This window comes from Nocardia sp. NPDC004278 (assembly GCF_053602975.1).
The window spans coordinates 1-19,855 of record NZ_JBSGEQ010000036.1; the positions used below are offsets into that span (position 1 = coordinate 1).

Genomic DNA, 19,855 nt, shown 5'->3' on the forward strand with positions numbered 1-19,855 from the left:
GTGGGGTCTGCCGCTGACACGCGCTGTTCAGCTCCGGTGTGAGGTCGGCGCACAGCAAATTCGTTCCGCTACCCGGTAGGCCGATATCGAAAGTACGCAACAGAGTTCGGCTGAAGCATCCGAGAGCGGCGAGATCAGGACAGCAGGTCCTTTGCGCATCCAGACCGCGCCGGTCGCTGTTGACCGCAACCGATGAGCCCTGCGCGCGCAGTGGCGGTCTTCGCGAAAGCCGCTACCCGGACCTGCGCAATGAGAGGTGGCCGGTCATCCTGACGGAAGTCAACGAGCACCAGCGCGCGAGGCCGGCTACCCCCGCCATCCTCGCGTGACTGCGTGGCGGCCAATCCGTTCGAGCCCCAGCAGCACTATCGGCGTCAAGGAAGTTGCAGGTCAGCGACATACACCACGTTGGGGATATGGGTCAGCTCCCCCTCCGGACACCGAAAGTTCGTTACGTCACCCGGTCTACCTGCGGTTATGCAGGACGGGCGCGTGACGGCGTCAAGCCAAATCAGTGCAGAACAGCAGGTGGGGGCCCTGTGGGGGGTCAATTCGGGTTCAGCTGAGAAAATCCAAAGAAGCGGGCGCGTCGATCCGGCGGATCATGGACAGTCATATCGCGGATGTCTTTCCAGCTCTCCGGATATCGGTCGAGTTGCGGCATGCGGTCGCGCCCGCGTGTCCACCTGACCTGGCGAGTTGCTAAAATTAGAAAGTAATCTCAGTGTTGTTGGTTCATCGGAGGACATCATGGCGGATGCACACCAACCGCTCTATCGGATGAAGGCCGACTTCTTCAAGACGCTGGGTCATCCTGCGCGTATTCGGGTGTTGGAACTGCTGAGCGAACGCGACTATGCAGTGTCGGAGATGTTGCCGGAGGTCGGTATCGAACCGGCGAACCTGTCGCAGCAGCTGGCCATTCTACGGCGTACGGGTCTGGTCACTGCGCGGCGTGAGGGGCTGTCGGTGTCGTACGCGTTGACTTCACCACGGGTCGCGGAGCTGTTGAGGGTGGCACGAGCCATTCTCAACGGAGTGGTTGCCGGGCAGGCCGAACTGCTCGAGGAAGTGTCCGAACCCGACCTGGTGGTCGAGTCCACCGGCTGAATCGGTCCTCACGCCCGGTGCACGAACCCACATCGCCATTCCGGATCTGCAGCGAACCACGCACGGCCGCAGGCACATCCGCCACCGCAGGCGCGGCGATCCGGCCGATCCGAAGAGTCTTGCGCACCCAGCCCACCGCGCGACCACTACCGGCTACTCGCCAGTGGCGAAGGGAATATCAACGACTGCATCGTTCACGACCAGGGCCGGTGTCGAAGTGAGTTGAGGGTGGCACCGCTGTATGCGGTGCCACCCGTGTTTGTTTTCTGAAAGCTGTTGTCTGCGTTGGCAGATGGGTGAGGTCTCGGGTAGCGCCCAGGTCCGGCTCAGGAGACGTGGATGCCGGTGAAGCACGACAATCGCGCCGACGATGGCCGCAGCGGCGTGGCGCCTGCGGCGTTTTCCTGCGCGCCGGTGGTCCAGCTGGGTTCGGTACGAATGGCTGTCGAGTTCAGGTGAAATCATCCTCTGACTGTCGCAGCTGGTGGGGACCGGTGGCTTGGACAAATGTTCCCGCACATCCAGCAGTTGAGGGTGCGCTTCACCGGGTCTACCGGGCAGCCATCCGCCGATCTTGTTGTCGCGAAATCGCGCAACCCTTTACTCCTCGGCTGTCAACGCCACGGACACCGGAATATATCGGCGAGCATGATCGATGGCCTCATGAGTATTGGCGAAGATGCTGTCTTCACCTCCAGCGGGTAGCGCGCCGACCGCTGCCAGTCGATGCTGATGATCGGGCCGTAATCCGGACAGCAGCACGGTGATGTGGCGGTGCTCGAGTTTGGTGATGGCGTCCTTCAACACCAGCGCACCGGTGGTGTCCAGGGCAGTCACCTTCGACATCCGCAGAATCACGACCTTGACGTCGGCGACCTCGGCCAACTCCAGCAGGAACCGGTGCGCGGCGGCGAAGAACAGTGGTCCGTCGATCCGGTAGGCGACGATGTGATCGCGCAGCAGCTCGTGTTCCTCAGCGAGATGGTCGCTCTGATCCAGAGGCACCTGCTCGAGACGGGCCTCCCGCGCGACCGACCGCAACGCCAGCACGACCGCGAACCCGACACCGACCGCGACCGCGGTAACCAGGTCCAAGGCGACAGTGACACCGAAGGTGACCACCATGATGATCACATCGCCACGCGAGGCACGAGCGATCGCCAGCAGCGACGCGGTCTCCACCATGCGCACCGTGGTCGCGAGTAGCACACCGGCCAGTGCCGCCACCGGGATATCGGCCACCAACGGCGCGGCCAGGTAGATGATCGCGGCCAGCAGCACCGCATGGGTGAGCGCAGCCAGCCGAGTGCGCCCACCGGAGCGGACATTGACCGCGGTGCGGGCGATCGCGCCGGTCGCCGGGACGCCACCGAATAGCGGCGCGGCGATATTGGCCAGACCTTGCCCGAACAGCTCCCGGTCCGGATTGTGACGGGTGCCCACACACATGGAGTCGGCAGCGGTCGCCGACAGCAACGATTCGAGGGCGGCCAGTGCCGCCACCGCGAGCGCGGGCCCGATCAACGATCCCAATTCGTTCAGGTGCACGAAGCCCAACGAAGGTGCGGGCAGCCCCGAGGGAATGGTCCCGATTTGTGTCAGATCCAGGTCGACCATGGCGGTGACGATCGTGGCGACGGCGACCGCGAACAGCGCGAACGGCGCCTTTGGCAGGAAGCGGCCACCGATGAGAATGACAACGGCGACCACCAGCGCAGTCACCGGCGGCGCGATACTCGGTTCGTCGACGAAACGGCGCACCGCATCGGCTGCGGATTGCCACACCTTGTCGCCCTCGGCATGCGTAATGCCCAGCGCAGCCGGAAACTGTTGCAGCGCAATCACAACCGCGATCCCGGCGGTGAACCCCTCGATCACCGGGGCGGGCATATAGCGCACCGCACGACCGACACCGGCCACCGCGAGCGCAACCAGCACCACACCCGCCATCAGTCCGACCGCGAGCACTCCGGTCGCGCCGTGCTGATGCACGATCGGCACCAGTACGACCGTCATGGCACCGGTCGGCCCGGACACCTGGAACCGGGAACCGCCGAATACCGCGGCCAGCGAGCCCGCGACCACCGCGGTCGCCAGACCCGCGGCCGCACCCAGGCCCGAGCTGATCCCGAAACCCAGCGCCAGCGGCAACGCCACCAACGCAACGATCAATCCCGCCATCAGATCCGCACCGGGGGCACGGATCGCCGGTTTCCATTCCGACCAGGTCGGCAGCAGCGCTCGCACGGTCAGCGGGCGCCGAGCAGGCGCAGCTTCAACGCGGCCAGTTGCTCACGCAGCACCTCGGGTAGCCGGTTCCCACCGATGGTCGCGTACCACTCATCGATGGAACGGGTCTCGGCCACCCATTCCTCGGTGTCGACGGCGAGCGCGTCACCGACCAGCGCGCGGTAGCCCTCGTCGAGACCATCGAGGTCGAGCGCGTTCGGGGTCGGTACCTGCCCGATCGGCGTCCACAACGCGGGCGCGCTGCCATCGAGGCGTTCCAGCGCCCACTTCAACACACGGACGTTATCGCCGAAGCCCGGCCACAGGAACGTGCCGTCCGCGCCACGCCGGAACCAGTTGACCTGGAAGATCTTCGGCAGCTTCGCCGGATCGGCCGCCGCACCCAGCTTCAGCCAGTGCGCGAAGTAGTCCCCGACGTGATAGCCCAGGAACGGCAGCATCGCCATCGGATCGCGCCGCACCACGCCGACCTTGCCCGCCGCGGCGGCGGTGGTCTCCGACGACAGCACCGACGCGGTGAACACCCCGTGCTCCCAATCGAACGATTCCGCGATCAACGGCACGGTGGTGGCACGGCGGCCACCGAAGAAGATCGCCGAAATCGGCACGCCCGTAGGGTCGTTCCACTCCGGCGCCACCGACGGGCACTGCTCGATCGGTGTGCAATAACGCGAATTCGGATGCGCCGCGGGGGTACCCGACTCCGGCGTCCAGCTCTGGCCACGCCAGTCGGTGAGGTGCGCGGGTGGCTGCTCGGTCAACCCCTCCCACCACACGTCGCCGTCGTCGGTGCGCGCGGTATTGGTGAAAATCGAATTACCGACATCGATGGTGGCGATCGCATTGGGGTTGGTCTTCGCGCCGGTTCCCGGTGCTACGCCGAAGAATCCGGCCTCCGGATTCACCGCATACAACCGCCCGTCCGCACCGAAGCGCATCCAGGCGATATCGTCACCAATGGTCTCGGCCTGCCAACCCGGCAGCGCCGGTTCGAGCATCGCGAGATTGGTCTTACCGCACGAGGACGGGAACGCCGCCGCGATGTAGTGCGTCTTATCCTGTGGGGAGGTGAGTTTCAGGATCAGCATGTGCTCGGCCAGCCACCCCTCGTCGCGGCCGAGCACCGAGGCGATCCGCAGCGCGAAACACTTCTTGCCGAGCAGCGCATTGCCGCCGTAGCCCGAGCCGTAACTCCAGATGGTGCGGGTCTCCGGGAAATGCGCGATGTACTTGGTCTTGTCGCACGGCCACGGCACATCCCGCTCGCCGGGGCTCAGCGGCGCACCCACCGAATGCAAGCACTGCACGAATTCCGCATCGCTGGTCAGCTTGTTCCACACTGGTGTACCGGAGCGAGTCATGATCTGCATCGACACCGCCACATACGCCGAATCGGTGATCTGCACGCCATATTTCGGCTCAGCTGCATCCAAAGGCCCCATGCAGAACGCGATCACATACATCGTCCGCCCCGACATCGCGCCACGGAAGTGCTCGGTCATTACCGTGCGCATATCAACCGGGTCCACCCAGTTGTTCGTCGGTCCCGCGTCGGAAGGCTCCTCGGAACAGATGAAGGTGCGATCCTCCACCCGCGCCACATCCTCCGGATCCGACACGCACCAGAACGAATTCGGCTTCCCTTCCAGCGCAACGAAGGTGCCCTTCTCGACCAGCTCCGCAGTCAGCCGATCCCACTCGGCGCGCGAACCGTCACACCAGACAACACGATCCGGCGCGGTCAGCTCGGCCACCTCATCGACCCACGCCGTGATACCCGGATGAATGGTCGGGGCCACCGGAACCGCAGCAGACGCGAAGCGATCGGTCACAGGTCTTCTCCTTACGAAACTTGCTAGGTATCTAGTTTAGAAATTCTGCAATCAGACGCCAGAGGTATGGCGGGTGATCATGCCCACTGCCCTCAGCTCGCGCGCCGCCCCACAGCGATCGAGGGCACCGCCGCACGGTCGCCAACAAACTCGGCCCGCCCTGCCATCACGCCGTGGCGGACCATCCTCCTACGGCGCAGGTTATCGGCTCCGGCAACCGATATCCTGATTGCGAACTTTAGCAAACAGTGCAGCGGAAGCGGCATCGAGCCGACCACACGATCGCACAACCACACCAACGACCGGGACGCCGAGCAAATGACCGAGCGCACGACCCCTGCACTCCGTCAGCGGATCGGCGGCATCTGCGATATACCCCGCCAGGGTAATAGCCCGCAGCCGTCGGGCCTGTCCGTATGATGACGGCGTGAGCGATCGGCGTCTGCCGCCTCGAGGGTCCGGACCGAGTCCGGATACTCGGCTTGCTGGTACCGATGCTCGGTGTCGCGGCCATGCACGTTGGGGAGGCGAGCAGTTGCCAGCATTCGCCGGTCCAGTTGTAGATGCCGACGGTCTGGCCGGTGCGGTTCCAGTACGAGGTCAACCGGTCGCCGACGCCGCCGTTGCCGATGTCGTGCCCCGCGCAGTACGCACCGATCTGCAGGATCATGCTGGCCCGTGCCGTCGCGACCGTCCCAGCCGCAGCACGTTCCGCCTGGGCAGTCGTAGCTCGACGCCGATGCCGGCGTGGCCGAAACGGTGGTACCGACCGCCGCGCAGGCGAGGGCGGTAGCAGCGAACGCCAGGCGGCGAGCCGTGGAATACGTATTCACTGTTGTGCCCTCGGGATTCGGTTGCAGCGATGCAGGTTTTCTCGCCGCGATCGATGGTGTCCGAATCACCCAGCAGGAGAATCCGTATTCCCACGCAGCGCCGGTGCGGATTTCAGCGCTGCTGCGCCGCCCAGGCGGCGACCTGGGTGCGGTTGGTCAATCCGAGCTTGGTGAGGATGTGCTGGACATGACTTTCGGCTGTGCGCTCAGAAATGTGCATGAGCGCGGCGATCTGTTTGTTGGTAAGCCCCTGCGCGACGTGCGCGGCGACCTCGGCCTCGCGGCGGGTCAAGCCGCTGGGCCGATCTCCGCGGAGAGTGGCCGCGAGCTCGCCCGCGCGACTTCGCAGGGGTGCCATGCCCAATTTCCCTGCGGTCGCAGCGATATTCGTGCACAGTGCGCCGGCCTCGTCGAGATCGCCGGGCCTGCGGCGGCGAGCTAGGACCCGGGCCAGCTCGAATCTGGCGAGCGCGGCGTAGGGCGGAGTACCGCCGGCGTCATTGGCGGCGATGCCCTGCCGGAGCTCTCGGACGGCCTCGTCGAGCCTCCCTCCGGCCGCCGCCGCGATTCCGAGGTACGTGCGGGCCGAGCCTGCGTTCGCCAGGGTTCCGGCCCCGCCGGTGACGAAAAGGTTTGCGTGCGGGCGCAATTGGGAGGCCACGTGCGTGGCGGCATCGGCATCGTCGAATAGCGCCGCTAGTTCGGCTATGGTCGCCAGGGTGGGCAGTAGCGCCGGCGGCGGCAGCACCCCGATGTCCGGGGTGCGGCGATACAGCCGCCGCGCGCGTTCGAGGTCGCCGCGCTGGGCCCAGTAAACGCCGCAGGACGGCGTGACGAATTCCGGTGCGTTGCGCTCGATTACCTCGAATTGCTCGGCCGAGACGAGGTCACCACGGCCGGTGAGCCCGTCGACGGTCATCAACACGATGATCGAGGTTCCGGCCAGTGAGTCGTGGGTACGTCCCTCGATCAGGCGCAGTGCTTCGCCCGCGGCCATGACGGCTTCGTCGAATCGGCCCCGCGAGATCGCGATGGCCCCAGCGCAGCGCAGGAAGTGCCAGCGTGCGATCGGCCGCTGTAGACGTTCGACCAGCCACCCCATCGGCGTGAGCTCCGCTTCGGCCTCGTCCAGCCGGCCCAGCATCATGAGCGCGTCGTAGCGCCACAGCCGGCCCCAGAGTGCGGTGTCGTCGTCGTGTTCAGCTTCGCCGAGTACCAGCATGTGTTCAGCCACGTCGAGCCGCTCGTGCACGCCGTCGGGACCCGAGCGAGCCATCTGCCGGGCCCGCAGCGCCGAGCGCAGGACCTCGGCGTCGCCGAGCCTGCGCGCCATGGCGAGTGCCTCGGCCGAGATCGAATCGGAGTCGGCGCCGCGGGTGAATCCGGCCTCACCGGCCTGCAGGGCGAGCAGCCGGACCCGCAACGAGCTGTCCTCGGCGGGCAGCCGGGCCAGCGCCTCGCCGGCCAATCGCGCACCGGTGAATGTGCCTCCCCACGGGTCGGACAGCCCTTCCATCGCCAAAGCGACCGCGCCCAGCGCATACGGGTCACTCGCCGCACGCGCGACCTCGGACGACCGTGCCAATACCGCTGCGGCGGTGCGGATGTCGCCATTGCGGATGAGCGCGGTTCCGTGGCGCAGCAGCAGCCGCGCCCGGTCGACCGGAGTCAGCGGCGCGTCGACCTCCAGCGCCCGCCGATAGAAGTCGGCGGCCTGCTCCCACGCCAAGCTCGCCAGCGCCCGGTCACCGGCACGCTCGGCCCACTCGACCGCCCGCCGCGGCTCACCCACCGGCAGCGCGGTCAGCCAGTGATGGGCGATCTCACCCGCCCGTTCACCCGCGTCCGACCGTTCGGTCAGCCAGGCTGCCAGCCGGGCATGGGCGACTGCCCGAGCCGCCGTCGACAGACTCACCCGCGCTCCTTCGCGAATGAGGTCGTGCCGGAAGCGCCAGCCCACCCCGCGGGTCAGCAGCCCCGCCAGCTCCGCTTCATCGAGCGCGGTGAGCACGACCTCGACCGGGTGACCCGTCACCGCTGCCAGCGACGGTGGGTCCGGCTCGTCGCCGAGCGAGGCCGCGATCGAGAGCAATTCGCGGCACGGCGCGCTGAGCCGGGCCAGCCGAGCCCGGACAGTATCGAGCGCGCCGTCCGGAAGCATCTCCGCGCCGCCATCGACCAAGGGCGCCATCTCGTTGACGAAGAACGGATTTCCCCCAGTGCGACGACTCACCGCCGCGGCGACATCGGCGGAAACGTCATGGCCGATGACGAGTTCGAGCTGACGCCGCACATCCGAAGCAGGCAGGCCGACCAACCGAATCCGGGTCTGCCCGGCCTCGTGGGCGAGCGCGGCCAGCGCTGCCGCCAGTGCCGCCCGGCCGCCGATCTCGGTGTCGCGATAGGTCGCCACCAGCATGAACCGGGATCCGGCCATGCCGCGGGCCACATGTACGAGCAAAGCCAGCGACGCGGCATCGGCCCACTGCAGATCGTCGAGGACGACGAGCAGCCCGCGCGGCTCGGCGATCTCGCGCAGCCGCTGTGCGAAGATCTCGAACGCCTCGAATCGTGCGGTGGCTGAATCGCTGTCGGTGCTGCCGTGAGTCAGGCCCGTCGGCAACGTGTCGCCGAGCGCGCGAGCGGCCTGCCGGAAGATCCAGTACGGCGGGCTGCCTTCGTCGTCGCTCGCTCGCCCCCAGGCGACCGGCACACCGGCAGCGCCGGCGCGCGTCGTGATCTCCTGCGCGAGACGGGTTTTGCCGATTCCCGGCTCGCCGGTGAGCAGAACCAGCTGGCCACGACCGGCATCGGCCTGGTCGAGGCGGGCAGCGAGCACTTCGAACTCGTGAACGCGCCCGACGAAATCGCCACTCATGTCCGGCACGATATAACCCGAGCCGCCATTGCGGCGACGGTCTCCTCCGATGCGGCGACGGTCAGCGCGGTACCAGCTCGCCGCTGGCATACACCGCGGCTATCCGGCGCAGCGCGGACGGGTCCGCGAGCGGATCACCGTCCACCGCAACAAGATCGGCGTCGAAACCGGGCGCGATCCTGCCCTTGCGGTGCCCAAGCCCGCACACCCCCGCCGCGACCGAGGTGACCGCACGCAGCGCCGCGGCCGGGCCGAGGCCGATATCGCGCAGCATCGCCGGTGCTGTCGCGAGCACGCCGTGCGGCTTCACCGGGGCGATACCGGCGTCGGTCCCGGCGACGAACGGCGCACCCAACTCGTGCAGCCGACGCAGGTTCGCCAGCACGGCCGGGAGCCTGCGCGCGACCTCCACTGGAGGCGCCGCACCGGGCACCGGCACCATGCCGACGGTCGCGCCGATCACGATGCGCCGCTCCGCGATCGCACCCATCAAGTCCTCCCGCACATCCACACCGTCGGCCGACCAGAACGTCACATGCTCCATCCCGTCCACCCCCGCGGCGAGCGCGTCGGCGATAGCGGAGGTGCCGTGCGCGTGCGCGGTCACCGGCAGGCCGTGGCGGTGTGCCTCGTCGACCGCGGCGCACAGCACAGCGCGGTCGAACTGCGCGCGATGCTGTCGGGTACCCGGCGTCATGCTGCCACCACTGGCCATGATCTTGATGACGTCCACGCCCCGGTCGACATGTTCACGCACCGCCTTGCGTATCCCGAACTCGGTCGGCTCCGCTACCCCGCCGAGGAAATGACAATGACCGCCCGGACTGGTGATGGGCGGGCCCGCCACCACGATCGTCGGAAGCCCGGCCCGATCCCGCAGCCGCAGTGAAAGATAGCCGCGATCGCCCAGATCGCGGACCGTCGTGACCCCCGCCCGCAGCGACGCCCGTCCCGCGTCCATCATGGCCGCGAGCGCCTCCTCGTCCGAGCGGGTCAGCAGCGCGCCCACGGGATCGAACCCGGCGTCGAACGCCAGATGAACGTGCGTGTCGATCAGCCCCGGCAGCAGCGTGACACCGCCGAGGTCGACAACATCCACACCCGGCGGCGGTTGTCCGCCCGCCTCGACCGAGCAAATCCTCGCCCCCTCCAGAATCACCATCGGATCGGGGAGCAGATCAGAGCCGATACCGTCGAACAGCCACCCGGCACGAATCGCCGTACGCCGACGCCGCTCGGAAACAATCGATTGCGTCATGACAACGACCCTCACGCGTCACGGCCCCGAAGGCGTCCGCACAAGTACCCAGACCGAGTACGGAATTACCTCACACGGCGGCTCAGCGGACAGCCCTGTCCTGCTCCGGATCTCGCACCGTGATCGCAGCTGTGAGTGCATTGGCGGCGGCGATCTCATGGTCAGTACGGTGCGTCTGAGCAGTGCGCGGCAGGGTTTTCGACGCCCCAGCTGCCGACTGGCGGATCGGGTTGTCGCACAGCGGGATCGGCGCCCTCCGGCGTCGACCGATCGTCAGGTCCGCGCTGGGCTTCGGTCATCCCTGTAGCCCTTCGATTCCGCAACGGGCTCCCCCGTCGCCCCGCAACTCAGAGCCGATCGTATTCCCGCCACCATCGTCACCGACAACCCGATCGGAACATTCGAGCTCAAACGGCGCGCCGCCGACGAGCCCGGCCCCGTCACCGAAGACGGCGAGGAACTGGAACCGGGTTACCTGATGCGCCGCGCCGCCTCGGGCGCTCTCATGCACATCTCTGAGCGCATCGCCGAAAGCCATGTGCAGCTCATCCTCACTAAGCTCGGGCTGACGAACCGCACCGAGGTGGCCGCCTGGGTCGCTGAGCAGCGCTGAACACCCGTACCGGCCCTACGTAGGAGTACGGATTCCGGTATCGGGCATTTCGAACACGATTTATCGCATGACGATCAACATGCCTTCTAGTACCCGCCGCCCATTCAAGGAGAATCTCGAGAATAAGAACAAATTCCGCGCAGGTGTCGCTGTCATCGCCGCCGCGCTGGCAAGCACGGTGGTTTGGGGACCAGCTGCCCAAGCCGAACCTGTTGCCCCCGACTCGGAGACGTATTACGAAATCCATGTACAACATAGCCACCTGTGTCTCGATGTCGCCGACGTCCGCTACGACCACGGTGCGCCCGTGCTTCAAGCCAGGTGCGAGAACGGAAGGAATCAGAACTGGAAGCTGGTGAAGTCGGAGTTCCGCGCGGGGTACTTCATGGTCCAAGTGAAGCATTCCAAGAAATGCCTCGATGTCGTCGACTTCAGGCTGGACCATGGGGCTCCGGTGGTTCAGGCTGACTGCCGGGACACCGACAACCAGCAGTGGAAGTTGGAGCCGGTCGGCAACGACGCCCCGTTGTACTACCACCTGATCAACTACAACAGCGAACAATGCCTGGACGTGCAGGACTCCAGCGTCGCCCATGGTGCGAACGTGATTCAAGGAAATTGCTGGGACGGGTCGAACCAGCGCTGGCAATTCGATAAGAAATAGCGGGCGTAGATCACGACGGTCGGTTCATTTCGCTTGGTGACAGCGAATGTGAGGCTATGGTGTAGCCGACTGGCGTATACCGGCTATTCGGATAGTCCGATAAACACCAGCAAGCCTTCGACAATCTCGTCCGGCTCGCCTACGCCAACAGCAAGGCCCTGACCCCGACCGTGCTGGAACTCAACGATGCCATCGACCCGGCAGACATCCGCCGTTGGATCCGCATCCTGCGCTGAATCGCCCGGCCAGGGCCAGGTGCGCTGCCTAGATGATTGATTCCAAGGGGCGGGGGTACACGGTAGCGCCGCCCCTTGGAGCGACGGTTTCGCCTTTTCGTTTCCTCGACCGTGGATGTTTCGAATGAGGTTGCCCGACAGCGGATTTGAGAAGGTGGGTGAAAGTGTCGTAAGTCAAAGGTTATGAGCAATCGCCATCCGACAACACTCGCCCGATTCCCAACCGGCTTGACGTATTCCGATATGGGAATATGATGACGGCGTGGCACGAGCAGCGACGACGTCGGACGCGTTCAACGCGATCGCCGAGCCGCAGCGCCGGGACATCCTGGCGCTGCTGCGGGCGGGTGAGCGGCCGGTGACCGACCTGGCCCAGGAGCTGGGGATGAGCCAGCCGCGGGCGTCCAAGCACCTGCGGGTGCTCCGGGAGGTGGGGCTGGTGCGGGTCCGCGTGGCGGGTAAGCAGCGCCTCTACGGCCTGGACGCCCGCGGGCTGCGGCCGGTCCACGAGTGGGTCGGCGGATTCGAGCGGTTCTGGAACGAGAGTTTCGACCGGCTGGACACCTACGTGCAGGACCTCAAACAAACACAACCGGAGGAATGACCGATGGCAGGCGCAAGGCAAGAAACGCGGGCGGAACCGGCGACGGCCGACCGGGAGATCGTGATCTCCCGGGTCATCGACGCCCCGCGGGAGCTGGTTTTCGCGGCGTTCACCGAGGTCCGGCACCTGTCACGGTGGTGGGGTCCGGAGGGGTTCACCACCACCACGCGGTCCTTCGAGTTCCGTGAGGGCGGGGAGTGGGACTTCGTGCTACACGGGCCCGACGGGACCGACTACTCCGAGTGGATCACCTGGACCGAGATCGCCCCGCCGGAGCGGATCGCGCTGCGCCACGGTGAGTCCCGCGACGACCCGAACGCCTTCGAGTCGGTCCTGACCTTCACGCCCGACGGTGCGGCGACCCGGATCGTGATGCACACGGTGTTCCCCACCAAGGAACTGCGCGACGAGGCGGTCGAGAAGTACCACGCGATCGAGGGCGGCCAGCAGACCCTGAGCAGCCTGGCGGCCTACGTCACCGACCGCACGCGGAAGGGAGCGCAGAGCTGATGGCCGGGAAGGTGTTCTTTAGCGTGTCGATGTCGCTGGACGGGTTCATCGCGCCCGAGTCCCACGCCGTCGGTGTTCGTGCCATGCAGGGCTTCATCGCGCCCGATAAGCAGGACGACCCGGACGTGCAGCGCTGGATGGCGCAGTGGATGGAACTGCAGCAGTGGGTCTTCCCGCTGCGGTTCTTCCGGGAGAACCTGAAGCTGGGCGAGGGCGGCGAGGAGGGCCGCGACAACGACATCGCGCGGGAGACGTTCGAACGCACCGGCGCGAGCGTCATGGGCAAGCACATGTTCGACCTCGGCGAGCCGACATGGCCGGAGGAAGCGAACTTCCACACCCCGGTCTTCGTCGTGACGCACACCAAGCGTGACCCCTGGGAGCGGCCCGGCGGCACCACGTTCCACTTCGTCAACAACGGCATCGAGCACGCCCTCGACCAGGCCCGCGAGGCCGCCGGCGACCGCGACGTCCGCATCGCCGGCGGCGGCGCGACGATCCTGGAGCACCTGAACGCCGGCTTGGTCGACGAGTTCTCGATCACGCTGTCACCCGTGCTTTTCGGCGCCGGCACCCGCCTGTTCGACGGCGTGGACGCGTCTAAAGTCGCGCTGGAACCGATCCGTTCGGAGCCGTCGGCGCGGGTGACGCACCTTACCTACGCCGTGCACCCACGGTAGCCGCGCCGACGCGACGCAAGCTCGTTCCACCTCGAGGCTGGCCGATTCTGCGTTCTCACCTCACGGCACCGCCAGGCTTGCATCGTCGTCGGCAGAGCGGGCATCACCGACCTGCTGGACAGCCTTCGCCACCGGCACCGGACACGTCTTCCTGGCCGCCACCGCGATCTGCGCACTCGGGTTCCTGATCGCCTGGCTCACCGAAGAAGTTCCGTTGCGCGACAAGGCTCCCGAGCCGGGTGCGACCGACAAGCCCGCAAGCAAGGCCGCTGCCTGATGCGGTACGGCGCCGACTCGATCACCTGGTATCGGGCCGGTGTGATGCCGAGTCAGGAGCGCAGGCGCCACGCCGCGATCTCGGTTCGATTCTGAAATCCCAACTTGGCCAAGATGCTGCTGACATGCGTCTCCACTGTGCGCTCGGACAGTACGAGTCGAGTGGCGATTTCGCGGTTGGCGAGGCCATCGGTGACCAGGTCCGCGACTTCGGTTTCGCGGGTGGTCAATGGGTTCGCTTTGCGGGCGGCCCGGTCGATCTCGGCGAGCAGCGCATCGGCGGCCCGCAGGCGATGCGTCATATCGAGTCGCCGAAATTCCTGTGCCGCTTCGGTTATCACCGACCGGGCGGCGCGCAGATCCCCGGGCGTGCCCCGGGTGCGCAGCGCATCGGCCAGCCCGAGGCGGCTCAGCGCCAGAAATGGGCGCGCGCCGATCCGGCTGTCCATCGCGATCGCACGCTGGTAATGCTCGATCGCGGCGTCGACCCGTCCGGCGGTGAGCGCGAGGTCGGCGATCGGGCGGGCGATCGAACCGGAGCACAGGACAGCGCCGCCATCGCCGAGATAGTAGCCGTCGTCGGGGCCGAACGCCTGGTAGGTGCGCTCGGCGGTTTCCTTGTCGCGTAACAACACCGCGGTGAAACCGAGGTTGTAGAGCAGCCCGAGCCAATGCGGACCGATCTGGAAGGTGCCGGGCAATTCCCGGAACTCCTGGAACAGCGTGCGTGCCTCGTCGAGATCGCCGGCCAGGGCGCGTGTCATCGGGAGAAAGATCCGGATCAACGGTATCTGCGGCGCATGGCGCATCGCCGCGAATCGCTCGGCGGCTTCGGTTTCGGACGCATAGCCCTGCACCATGTTCATCAGCCCGCCGAACGCGTGGTGCAAACCGAGCAGCGACTGGTCGCCCATCCGGACGGCGAGTTCGAATGCGGCGTTATTGCTTTCGTCGGCCGTGACAAAGTCTCCGGTTAGTGCGGCGCGGGTGGCATCGAGTCGATGCAGATGCCAGCGGGCGATCGGCAGGCGTCCCCGCTCGGCGACCTGCTCCAGCTCGATGATCGCTCGGTCGACCAGGGCGAGATCACCGAGTTGGAATGCGGCCGAGGCCAGCCATAGATAGCCCCACAGCCGGGCCAGCGGCTGTCGCGCCCGGTCGCCGATTTCGATGGCGCGTTCGACGAGGTCCATCCGCTCGGCGAGGAATTGCGGCGCCGATAGGGCGAGGTGGCGGGCGTGGATGGCATCGAGCAGAGTGTCGGGGTCGCCGCTGCGTTCGGCGGTCGCCATGGCCGTCGCGGAAAGCTCTCTGGCACGGTCGCATTCGCCGATCTGTGCGGCCGCCATGGCACGATGCGCGGTGAGCCGGGCGATTGACGCGCCGTCGGTATCAGCAGATAAGCCGCGTAATGCACTGCGGCACAGTTGATCCACCGTGGCGATTACCCTCGGGGTACCGATACCGTGCACCACCAGCGCGGCCGCCGCGACGAGGTCGTGGCGGGTTGCCCGCTCCGCGATCGCCCCGGCCTGTGCGCAATGGTCGATGCTGTCGTCGATGCGTCCGGCCTCGAATTCGCTGCGCGCGAGTTCGATCAACAGCTCGGCCCGCAAAGGGCCGGGTGCGCTCGGTCCGGTCGCCTCGATCGCCCATCGGTGGAAACCGATCGCCTCGTCGTAGGCGGTCGTCGCGCGGGCGGACTCGGCGGCAATGCGAGCCCAGTGTGCGCAGTCGGCGTCGGTGTCCGGGCCGCTCGCCCTTCGTAGGTGGGTCGCGATCGGTCCGGCCGCCGAAGGATCGCCGTCGGCGCGGGCGGCGAGCAACTCAGCGGCACTGCGGTGCAATGACATTCGCTCCGACGGCGACAATTCGGCGTAGATCGCATCGCGGATCAGCGCGTGGACGAATGCGACTGCGCCGTTATCGGGGTGCCGGACCACACCGGCGGTCACCGCCGTATCGAGCGCCGTTTCGACGTCGGCGCCCGTGAGCTGTTCGAGCAATTCCGGTTCGATCCGCTCGCCGAGCACGCTCGCGGCCCGCAGTACCGCCCGGGTCGCCGCATCGAGCCGATCCACCTGCGCCAATGCCAGCCGTCGAAAACCCGGACGGGACAACGGATCCGGATCGGATTCGCCGGACGAGTCGACGACGAGTCGAACGTAGAGCGGGTTGCCGCCGGTGCGTTCGTGTAGCCGGTCGGCGGCCGCAGTATCCAGGGCGGGCGCGGCGTGGCGCAACCAATACCGGACCTCCTCGACCGACAGTCCGGTCAGCGGCATCGTCTGCGTGTGCGGCATCCGTACCAGGTCCGGCAATTGTTCGAGATAGGGACCGTCGGCAGTGTCGCGTGCGGTGGCCAGTAGGAGCAACCGCTGGTGCGGGAGTTCAGCGGCGACGTGCCGCAGCAGCAGTAGTGAGGTCCGGTCGGCCCAGTGCAGATCCTCCAGCACCACCGCGAGTCCGGCCGGGGCAGCGACCGCTTCGAGCGCGTCGACGAAGACGGTGAACATGCGAAACCGTTGCGAGGCCGAATCCTCCCACCGCACGGCGTCGCCGCCCGCCAGTGCTTCGGCCAACTCCGGAAGGTCGCGGCCGAGCCGATGCCACGGCCACAGCGGCGGCATCCCCGCATCGTCGACAGCGAAGCCACGGCCGACGCGCAGCCCGCACTCGGCGGCCAGCGCCGCGGTGTGCTCGGCGAGGCGGGTCTTGCCGATTCCAGCCGGTCCGTCGATCAGGACCAACCGCCCCGGTCCCGCGGCAGCCGCGAGCACAGCGGCCCGCAGCCGGGCGAGTTCGCGATGACGACCGATCAGCAGGTCCTGCACGGATAGCAGTATCCACGCGTTCGGCGGACCGCGCGCGAGGTTCAGTACCGCGCATACGTGGTGACACTGATTCGCGTCGCTGCCGTTCCGCCAAAGCTGAGTACATCATTCCCACAGATCAGGAGCATTTCCGATGTACGCACAACTCGTATATTTCGACGGACCACGCAGCACTGACCAATTGGTCGCGGCGGACTTCGCGGCCCAGCACCGCATCGAACCCGCGCTCGCCGGTGTCCCCGGACTGCTCGCCACCTACGAGCTGCGCCGCCACGACGGGTCCGGGATGATCCTGGTGTTCGCCGAATCCGAGGATGTGCTGCTCGACGCACAGCGGGCGATGCTCGCCACCGAACTGCTGCCCGGCGAGGATATGGCACTGCTGCCCGGCCCCAACCGGGTGGAGACCTATCCGGTGATCGCGTATCACGGCTCCGCCGACATCTATGCGGATCGAGGCTAGCCATGACGTGGACACTGCTCGTCGAGCCACAGCTGCGACGCGGCCAACGACACTGGGTGGTCGACCCAGCGCACAGCCGAGCCGAATTCACCGTCGCCAACTTCGGCCGCACCGTCTACGGCCGGGCGCCGATCCGGGACGGTCGCTTGACCACCGGGCCCCGCGGTACACCCGAAACCGTCTCCGGCACGGTCGATCTGGGTGCGATCGACACCGCGCATGCCCGGCGCGACCGGGATCTGCGTGCCCGCCGCCTGCTCGATCTGGACAGGTATCCGCTGATGACCTTCACCGCCGACCACATCGCGGATCTCGCTGGTGAGTGGCGAGTCGCCGGGACGGCACAGATGCGCGGACGACGGGTCGAACTCATCTGCACCGTAACCAGATTCGTCCTCGGTCCCGACGACACTGTCCGGCTGCTCGCCCATGCCGTGCTGGACCGGCGGAAAATCGGTATCCGGGCCCCGGAGTTGATGATCGGACGGTATATCGCGATCGAGGTGAATGTGCTTTTGCGCCCGGAAGCCGCGTCGGACTGACGATCTCCGGCGCGGGCCGACGAGGGGGCAGTCCGCGACGGAGCTCGGGTGCGCGTGCTCGAACAACCGAAGGATCGAAGCCGAAGCTCGCGCGACGACGCAGGTGCGCCAGCACCCCTCTGCGCCGGTTGTACCAACGCCGACATCATCATCGACAGCGAGCAGACAGCCACGAACCCATCCAGAAGCTGTACACGACATGCCGCTCAGCCCAAGGGCGTGCACGCTACAGCACGGAAATGGTTCGGATAACTACACAAACATGACAAAACCGCAGGTCGTTGACCTGTGGCCTTGCCATTCTGTGGGCCTAACGCTCCACAACCCGAACACTTTGACGGTTGAAGGGCCAGCGATTCGGTTCAGGCCGGTAGACGTTCGGCAGCCGAAACCAGGGCTTGACCTGCTGATTTCACCGATCTAGCGGCGATCGGCGCGCTGACGCATCGGAGACCACCGCGAACAACCCAAGCGTCAGCTCGGGTTGTTCGCTCGGCATGCGGCTATTACAGCTCACTATCGTCAACTACCGCCATACCGGATGTGATCGGATGCCCTATCCGAACCCGCCGACTGGCATGGCGCTGACCCGATCCGCAGGCCGAGGCATTGGCTCAAGCTGATTGCTCGGAGCGTGATCCGATGCCCGCCAGCAGCGTGGCGATTACCGACTCCACCGCCGTCGGGGATGTCGGGTGGGAGGCGCGCGGCAGTAGCGTCGACAGCGCCTGGTCGTGGCAGATCCCGACCAGCATGGCGACGGCGGCGTCGAGATCGGCGGCGGGGTCGAGGCGTCCGAGGTCCTGTTCGGCGCGCAGGTAGTCGGCGAGTAGGTCCCGCCAGTCGCGTTCGCTGCCCGGCTTCGCGCTGAACTGCCCCAGGACCGCGGGCTGGGCGAGCAGGCTCGCGAAGACCGGGAGGATGGCCCGGTGCATCGCCAGTCCCTGCGCTAAGTAGGCGATCAGGTTCTCGGCCACCGGCGCGGTGCCCGGCCTGGGCAGCGGCGCGAGTCCGCGGTGCACGGTGTCGACGTGCGCGCGCAGGGCCGCGGCCAGCAACTCCTCCTTGTCGGTGAAATGGTTGTAGAGCACGCCATCGGCGACGCCCGCCGCCCGCGCGATCGTCCGCACCGTCAGACTCGCGCCGCCCTGGTCGGCGAGCAGCTGCGCGGCCGTCGCGATCAGGTGCTGGCGCAGGTCGCGGTCGTCGCGATCGCGCAGCGCCGCTGCCTTTCTGGGGGACATGCGGTCTTACGGTAGCGGCTTCATTGCGGTGACCAACCAGGCGGCCGCGCTCAGATGCACCCCGTCGGGGCGGACGAACGGCTCCAGCGCGTCGGCGATCGCGGCGCGGACCTGCTCGTCGGCGGTGAAGTCGTGCAGGCTTCGGTGATAGCGCACCGGCCCCCAGTCCATGATGAACTGGGTGGCGTCGGCGATGTCGGGGCCCCATGTGCTGTCGGCGTCGACGCGGCGCGCGTCGACGCCGATGAAACCGGCGGTGGTGAGCAGCCGCCGCATGGTGTCGGGATCGGCGAAGTCGTTGAGGCTGGGTCCGATCTCGAAGTCCGGCAGGTGCGCCGCGGCCGCCCCGAACACGCGGCCGATCTCCGAATCGGTCAGCGCGGGCATGGACACGAATGCGAGCCGTCCGCCGGGCTGCAGCGCGCGGGCGATATTGCCGAACGCCGCCACCGGATCGGCGAAGAACATGATGCCGAAGCGGCTGAGCGCGACGTCGAACGCGGCGTCCGGGAACGGATGCACCTGTGCGTCACCCTGGGTGAAGGACACGTTGTCCACCCCTCGAGCCCCCGCCTGTTCCCTGGCGCGAGCCAGCATCGGACCGGACAGGTCCACCCCAGCCGCCGCGGCCGCCCGCCGCGCCGCCAGCCGGGTCAGTTGACCGTTGCCACAGCCGATATCGAGGACGTGGTCGCCCCTGGCTACGTGGGCGGCATCCAGCAGCGGCTCGTTGAAGCCACTGTTGATCGCGTCGTATCGGTCGTAGTTCGCGGCCCAGTGGTCGCCCTCGTAGCCGTTCCAGGCTTCGGACTGGGCGGTGTTGACGATCTCGGTCATGGCGACCTCCTTTATGAACATACATTCATGAACTGTTGTTCATAATGCTCTCGAAGCAGCTCCCGGTCAATGGCGAGGTGTCGATTCGACCGTGCGCCAGTCGGGCGTTGGCTTGACGATGCACGCCGCTGACCCCCATACCGTCGCCACTCCGAGGCAATGGCTACGAGCCAGCACGGCGATCACGGCAG

The 19,855-nt window shown here is 66.9% G+C and carries 14 protein-coding genes; 7 read left to right on the forward strand and 7 right to left on the reverse strand.

What is annotated here, in order from left to right; genetic code table 11:
* Nucleotides 1-750: 750 nt before the first annotated feature.
* Nucleotides 751-1,110, forward strand: coding sequence for an ArsR/SmtB family transcription factor (locus ACWEO2_RS35990; RefSeq protein ID WP_452409440.1), 360 nt, complete (start codon nt 751-753; stop codon nt 1,108-1,110).
* 600 nt (nt 1,111-1,710) lie between these two features.
* Here the strand turns inward: ACWEO2_RS35990 and ACWEO2_RS35995 are convergent.
* The 4 genes from ACWEO2_RS35995 to ACWEO2_RS36010 form a co-directional block, all read right to left on the reverse strand.
* Nucleotides 1,711-3,357: a SulP family inorganic anion transporter gene (locus ACWEO2_RS35995; protein WP_452409441.1), complete on the reverse strand. Its 1,647-nt coding sequence runs from the start codon at nt 3,355-3,357 to the stop codon at nt 1,711-1,713.
* A 2-nt stretch (nt 3,358-3,359) separates the two neighbouring features.
* A complete protein-coding gene (locus ACWEO2_RS36000; RefSeq protein ID WP_452409442.1) occupies nt 3,360-5,192 on the reverse strand; it encodes a phosphoenolpyruvate carboxykinase (GTP) in 1,833 nt (610 codons plus the stop codon).
* A 945-nt stretch (nt 5,193-6,137) separates the two neighbouring features.
* Nucleotides 6,138-8,903: an ATP-binding protein gene (locus ACWEO2_RS36005; RefSeq protein ID WP_452409443.1), complete on the reverse strand. Its 2,766-nt coding sequence runs from the start codon at nt 8,901-8,903 to the stop codon at nt 6,138-6,140.
* Between the two features lie 61 nt (nt 8,904-8,964).
* Nucleotides 8,965-10,161, reverse strand: a complete 1,197-nt coding sequence (locus ACWEO2_RS36010; RefSeq protein WP_452409444.1) for an amidohydrolase family protein — start codon at nt 10,159-10,161, stop codon at nt 8,965-8,967.
* 680 nt (nt 10,162-10,841) lie between these two features.
* On the opposite strand from ACWEO2_RS36010, the gene ACWEO2_RS36015 reads away from it, so the two are divergent.
* The 4 genes from ACWEO2_RS36015 (at nt 10,842) to ACWEO2_RS36030 (ending at nt 13,468) form a co-directional block, all read left to right on the forward strand.
* Entirely contained in the window at nt 10,842-11,438 is a 597-nt protein-coding gene (locus tag ACWEO2_RS36015; RefSeq protein WP_452409445.1) for an RICIN domain-containing protein, read from the forward strand.
* A gap of 498 nt (nt 11,439-11,936) precedes the next feature.
* Nucleotides 11,937-12,278, forward strand: coding sequence for an ArsR/SmtB family transcription factor (locus ACWEO2_RS36020; protein WP_452409446.1), 342 nt, complete (start codon nt 11,937-11,939; stop codon nt 12,276-12,278).
* A gap of 3 nt (nt 12,279-12,281) precedes the next feature.
* The gene (locus ACWEO2_RS36025; RefSeq protein ID WP_452409447.1) at nt 12,282-12,788 is read left to right on the forward strand and encodes an SRPBCC family protein; all 507 of its coding nucleotides are present in this window, start codon (nt 12,282-12,284) and stop codon (nt 12,786-12,788) included.
* Nucleotides 12,788-13,468 carry a dihydrofolate reductase family protein gene (locus ACWEO2_RS36030; RefSeq protein ID WP_452409448.1) on the forward strand — a complete coding sequence of 227 codons (681 nt, stop codon included), beginning with the start codon at nt 12,788-12,790 and terminating at the stop codon, nt 13,466-13,468. The genes ACWEO2_RS36025 and ACWEO2_RS36030 overlap by 1 nt, the downstream gene beginning before the upstream one ends.
* 329 nt (nt 13,469-13,797) lie before the next feature.
* On the opposite strand, the gene ACWEO2_RS36035 is transcribed toward ACWEO2_RS36030, so the two are convergent.
* Nucleotides 13,798-16,578 (reverse strand): ATP-binding protein, encoded by a 2,781-nt coding sequence (locus ACWEO2_RS36035; RefSeq protein ID WP_452409449.1) that lies wholly within the window; start codon nt 16,576-16,578, stop codon nt 13,798-13,800.
* A gap of 133 nt (nt 16,579-16,711) precedes the next feature.
* On the opposite strand from ACWEO2_RS36035, the gene ACWEO2_RS36040 reads away from it, so the two are divergent.
* Nucleotides 16,712-17,041, forward strand: coding sequence for a hypothetical protein (locus ACWEO2_RS36040; RefSeq protein ID WP_452409450.1), 330 nt, complete (start codon nt 16,712-16,714; stop codon nt 17,039-17,041).
* Nucleotides 17,042-17,043: 2 nt separating this feature from the next.
* On the forward strand, nt 17,044-17,583 hold the full coding sequence (locus ACWEO2_RS36045) for a YceI family protein (protein WP_452409451.1): 540 nt from the start codon (nt 17,044-17,046) through the stop codon (nt 17,581-17,583).
* A gap of 614 nt (nt 17,584-18,197) precedes the next feature.
* Here the strand turns inward: ACWEO2_RS36045 and ACWEO2_RS36050 are convergent.
* Nucleotides 18,198-18,827: a TetR/AcrR family transcriptional regulator gene (locus ACWEO2_RS36050; protein WP_452409452.1), complete on the reverse strand. Its 630-nt coding sequence runs from the start codon at nt 18,825-18,827 to the stop codon at nt 18,198-18,200.
* A gap of 6 nt (nt 18,828-18,833) precedes the next feature.
* On the reverse strand, nt 18,834-19,664 hold the full coding sequence (locus tag ACWEO2_RS36055; protein ID WP_452409453.1) for a class I SAM-dependent methyltransferase: 831 nt from the start codon (nt 19,662-19,664) through the stop codon (nt 18,834-18,836).
* Between the last annotated feature and the right edge of the window lie 191 nt (nt 19,665-19,855).

Excerpts from the sequence above, each read along its gene's own strand:
- ACWEO2_RS36030 (WP_452409448.1), top strand. The coding sequence starts at position 12,788 with ATGGCCGGGAAGGTGTTCTTTAGCGTGTCGATGTCGCTGGACGGGTTC.
- ACWEO2_RS36005 (WP_452409443.1), bottom strand. The coding sequence starts at position 8,903 with ATGAGTGGCGATTTCGTCGGGCGCGTTCACGAGTTCGAAGTGCTCGCT.
- ACWEO2_RS36010 (WP_452409444.1), bottom strand. The coding sequence starts at position 10,161 with ATGACGCAATCGATTGTTTCCGAGCGGCGTCGGCGTACGGCGATTCGT.
- ACWEO2_RS36055 (WP_452409453.1), bottom strand. The coding sequence starts at position 19,664 with ATGACCGAGATCGTCAACACCGCCCAGTCCGAAGCCTGGAACGGCTAC.
- ACWEO2_RS36045 (WP_452409451.1), top strand. The coding sequence starts at position 17,044 with ATGACGTGGACACTGCTCGTCGAGCCACAGCTGCGACGCGGCCAACGA.
- ACWEO2_RS36040 (WP_452409450.1), top strand. The coding sequence starts at position 16,712 with ATGTACGCACAACTCGTATATTTCGACGGACCACGCAGCACTGACCAA.
- ACWEO2_RS36025 (WP_452409447.1), top strand. The coding sequence starts at position 12,282 with ATGGCAGGCGCAAGGCAAGAAACGCGGGCGGAACCGGCGACGGCCGAC.
- ACWEO2_RS35990 (WP_452409440.1), top strand. The coding sequence starts at position 751 with ATGGCGGATGCACACCAACCGCTCTATCGGATGAAGGCCGACTTCTTC.
- ACWEO2_RS36050 (WP_452409452.1), bottom strand. The coding sequence starts at position 18,827 with ATGTCCCCCAGAAAGGCAGCGGCGCTGCGCGATCGCGACGACCGCGAC.
- ACWEO2_RS36015 (WP_452409445.1), top strand. The coding sequence starts at position 10,842 with ATGACGATCAACATGCCTTCTAGTACCCGCCGCCCATTCAAGGAGAAT.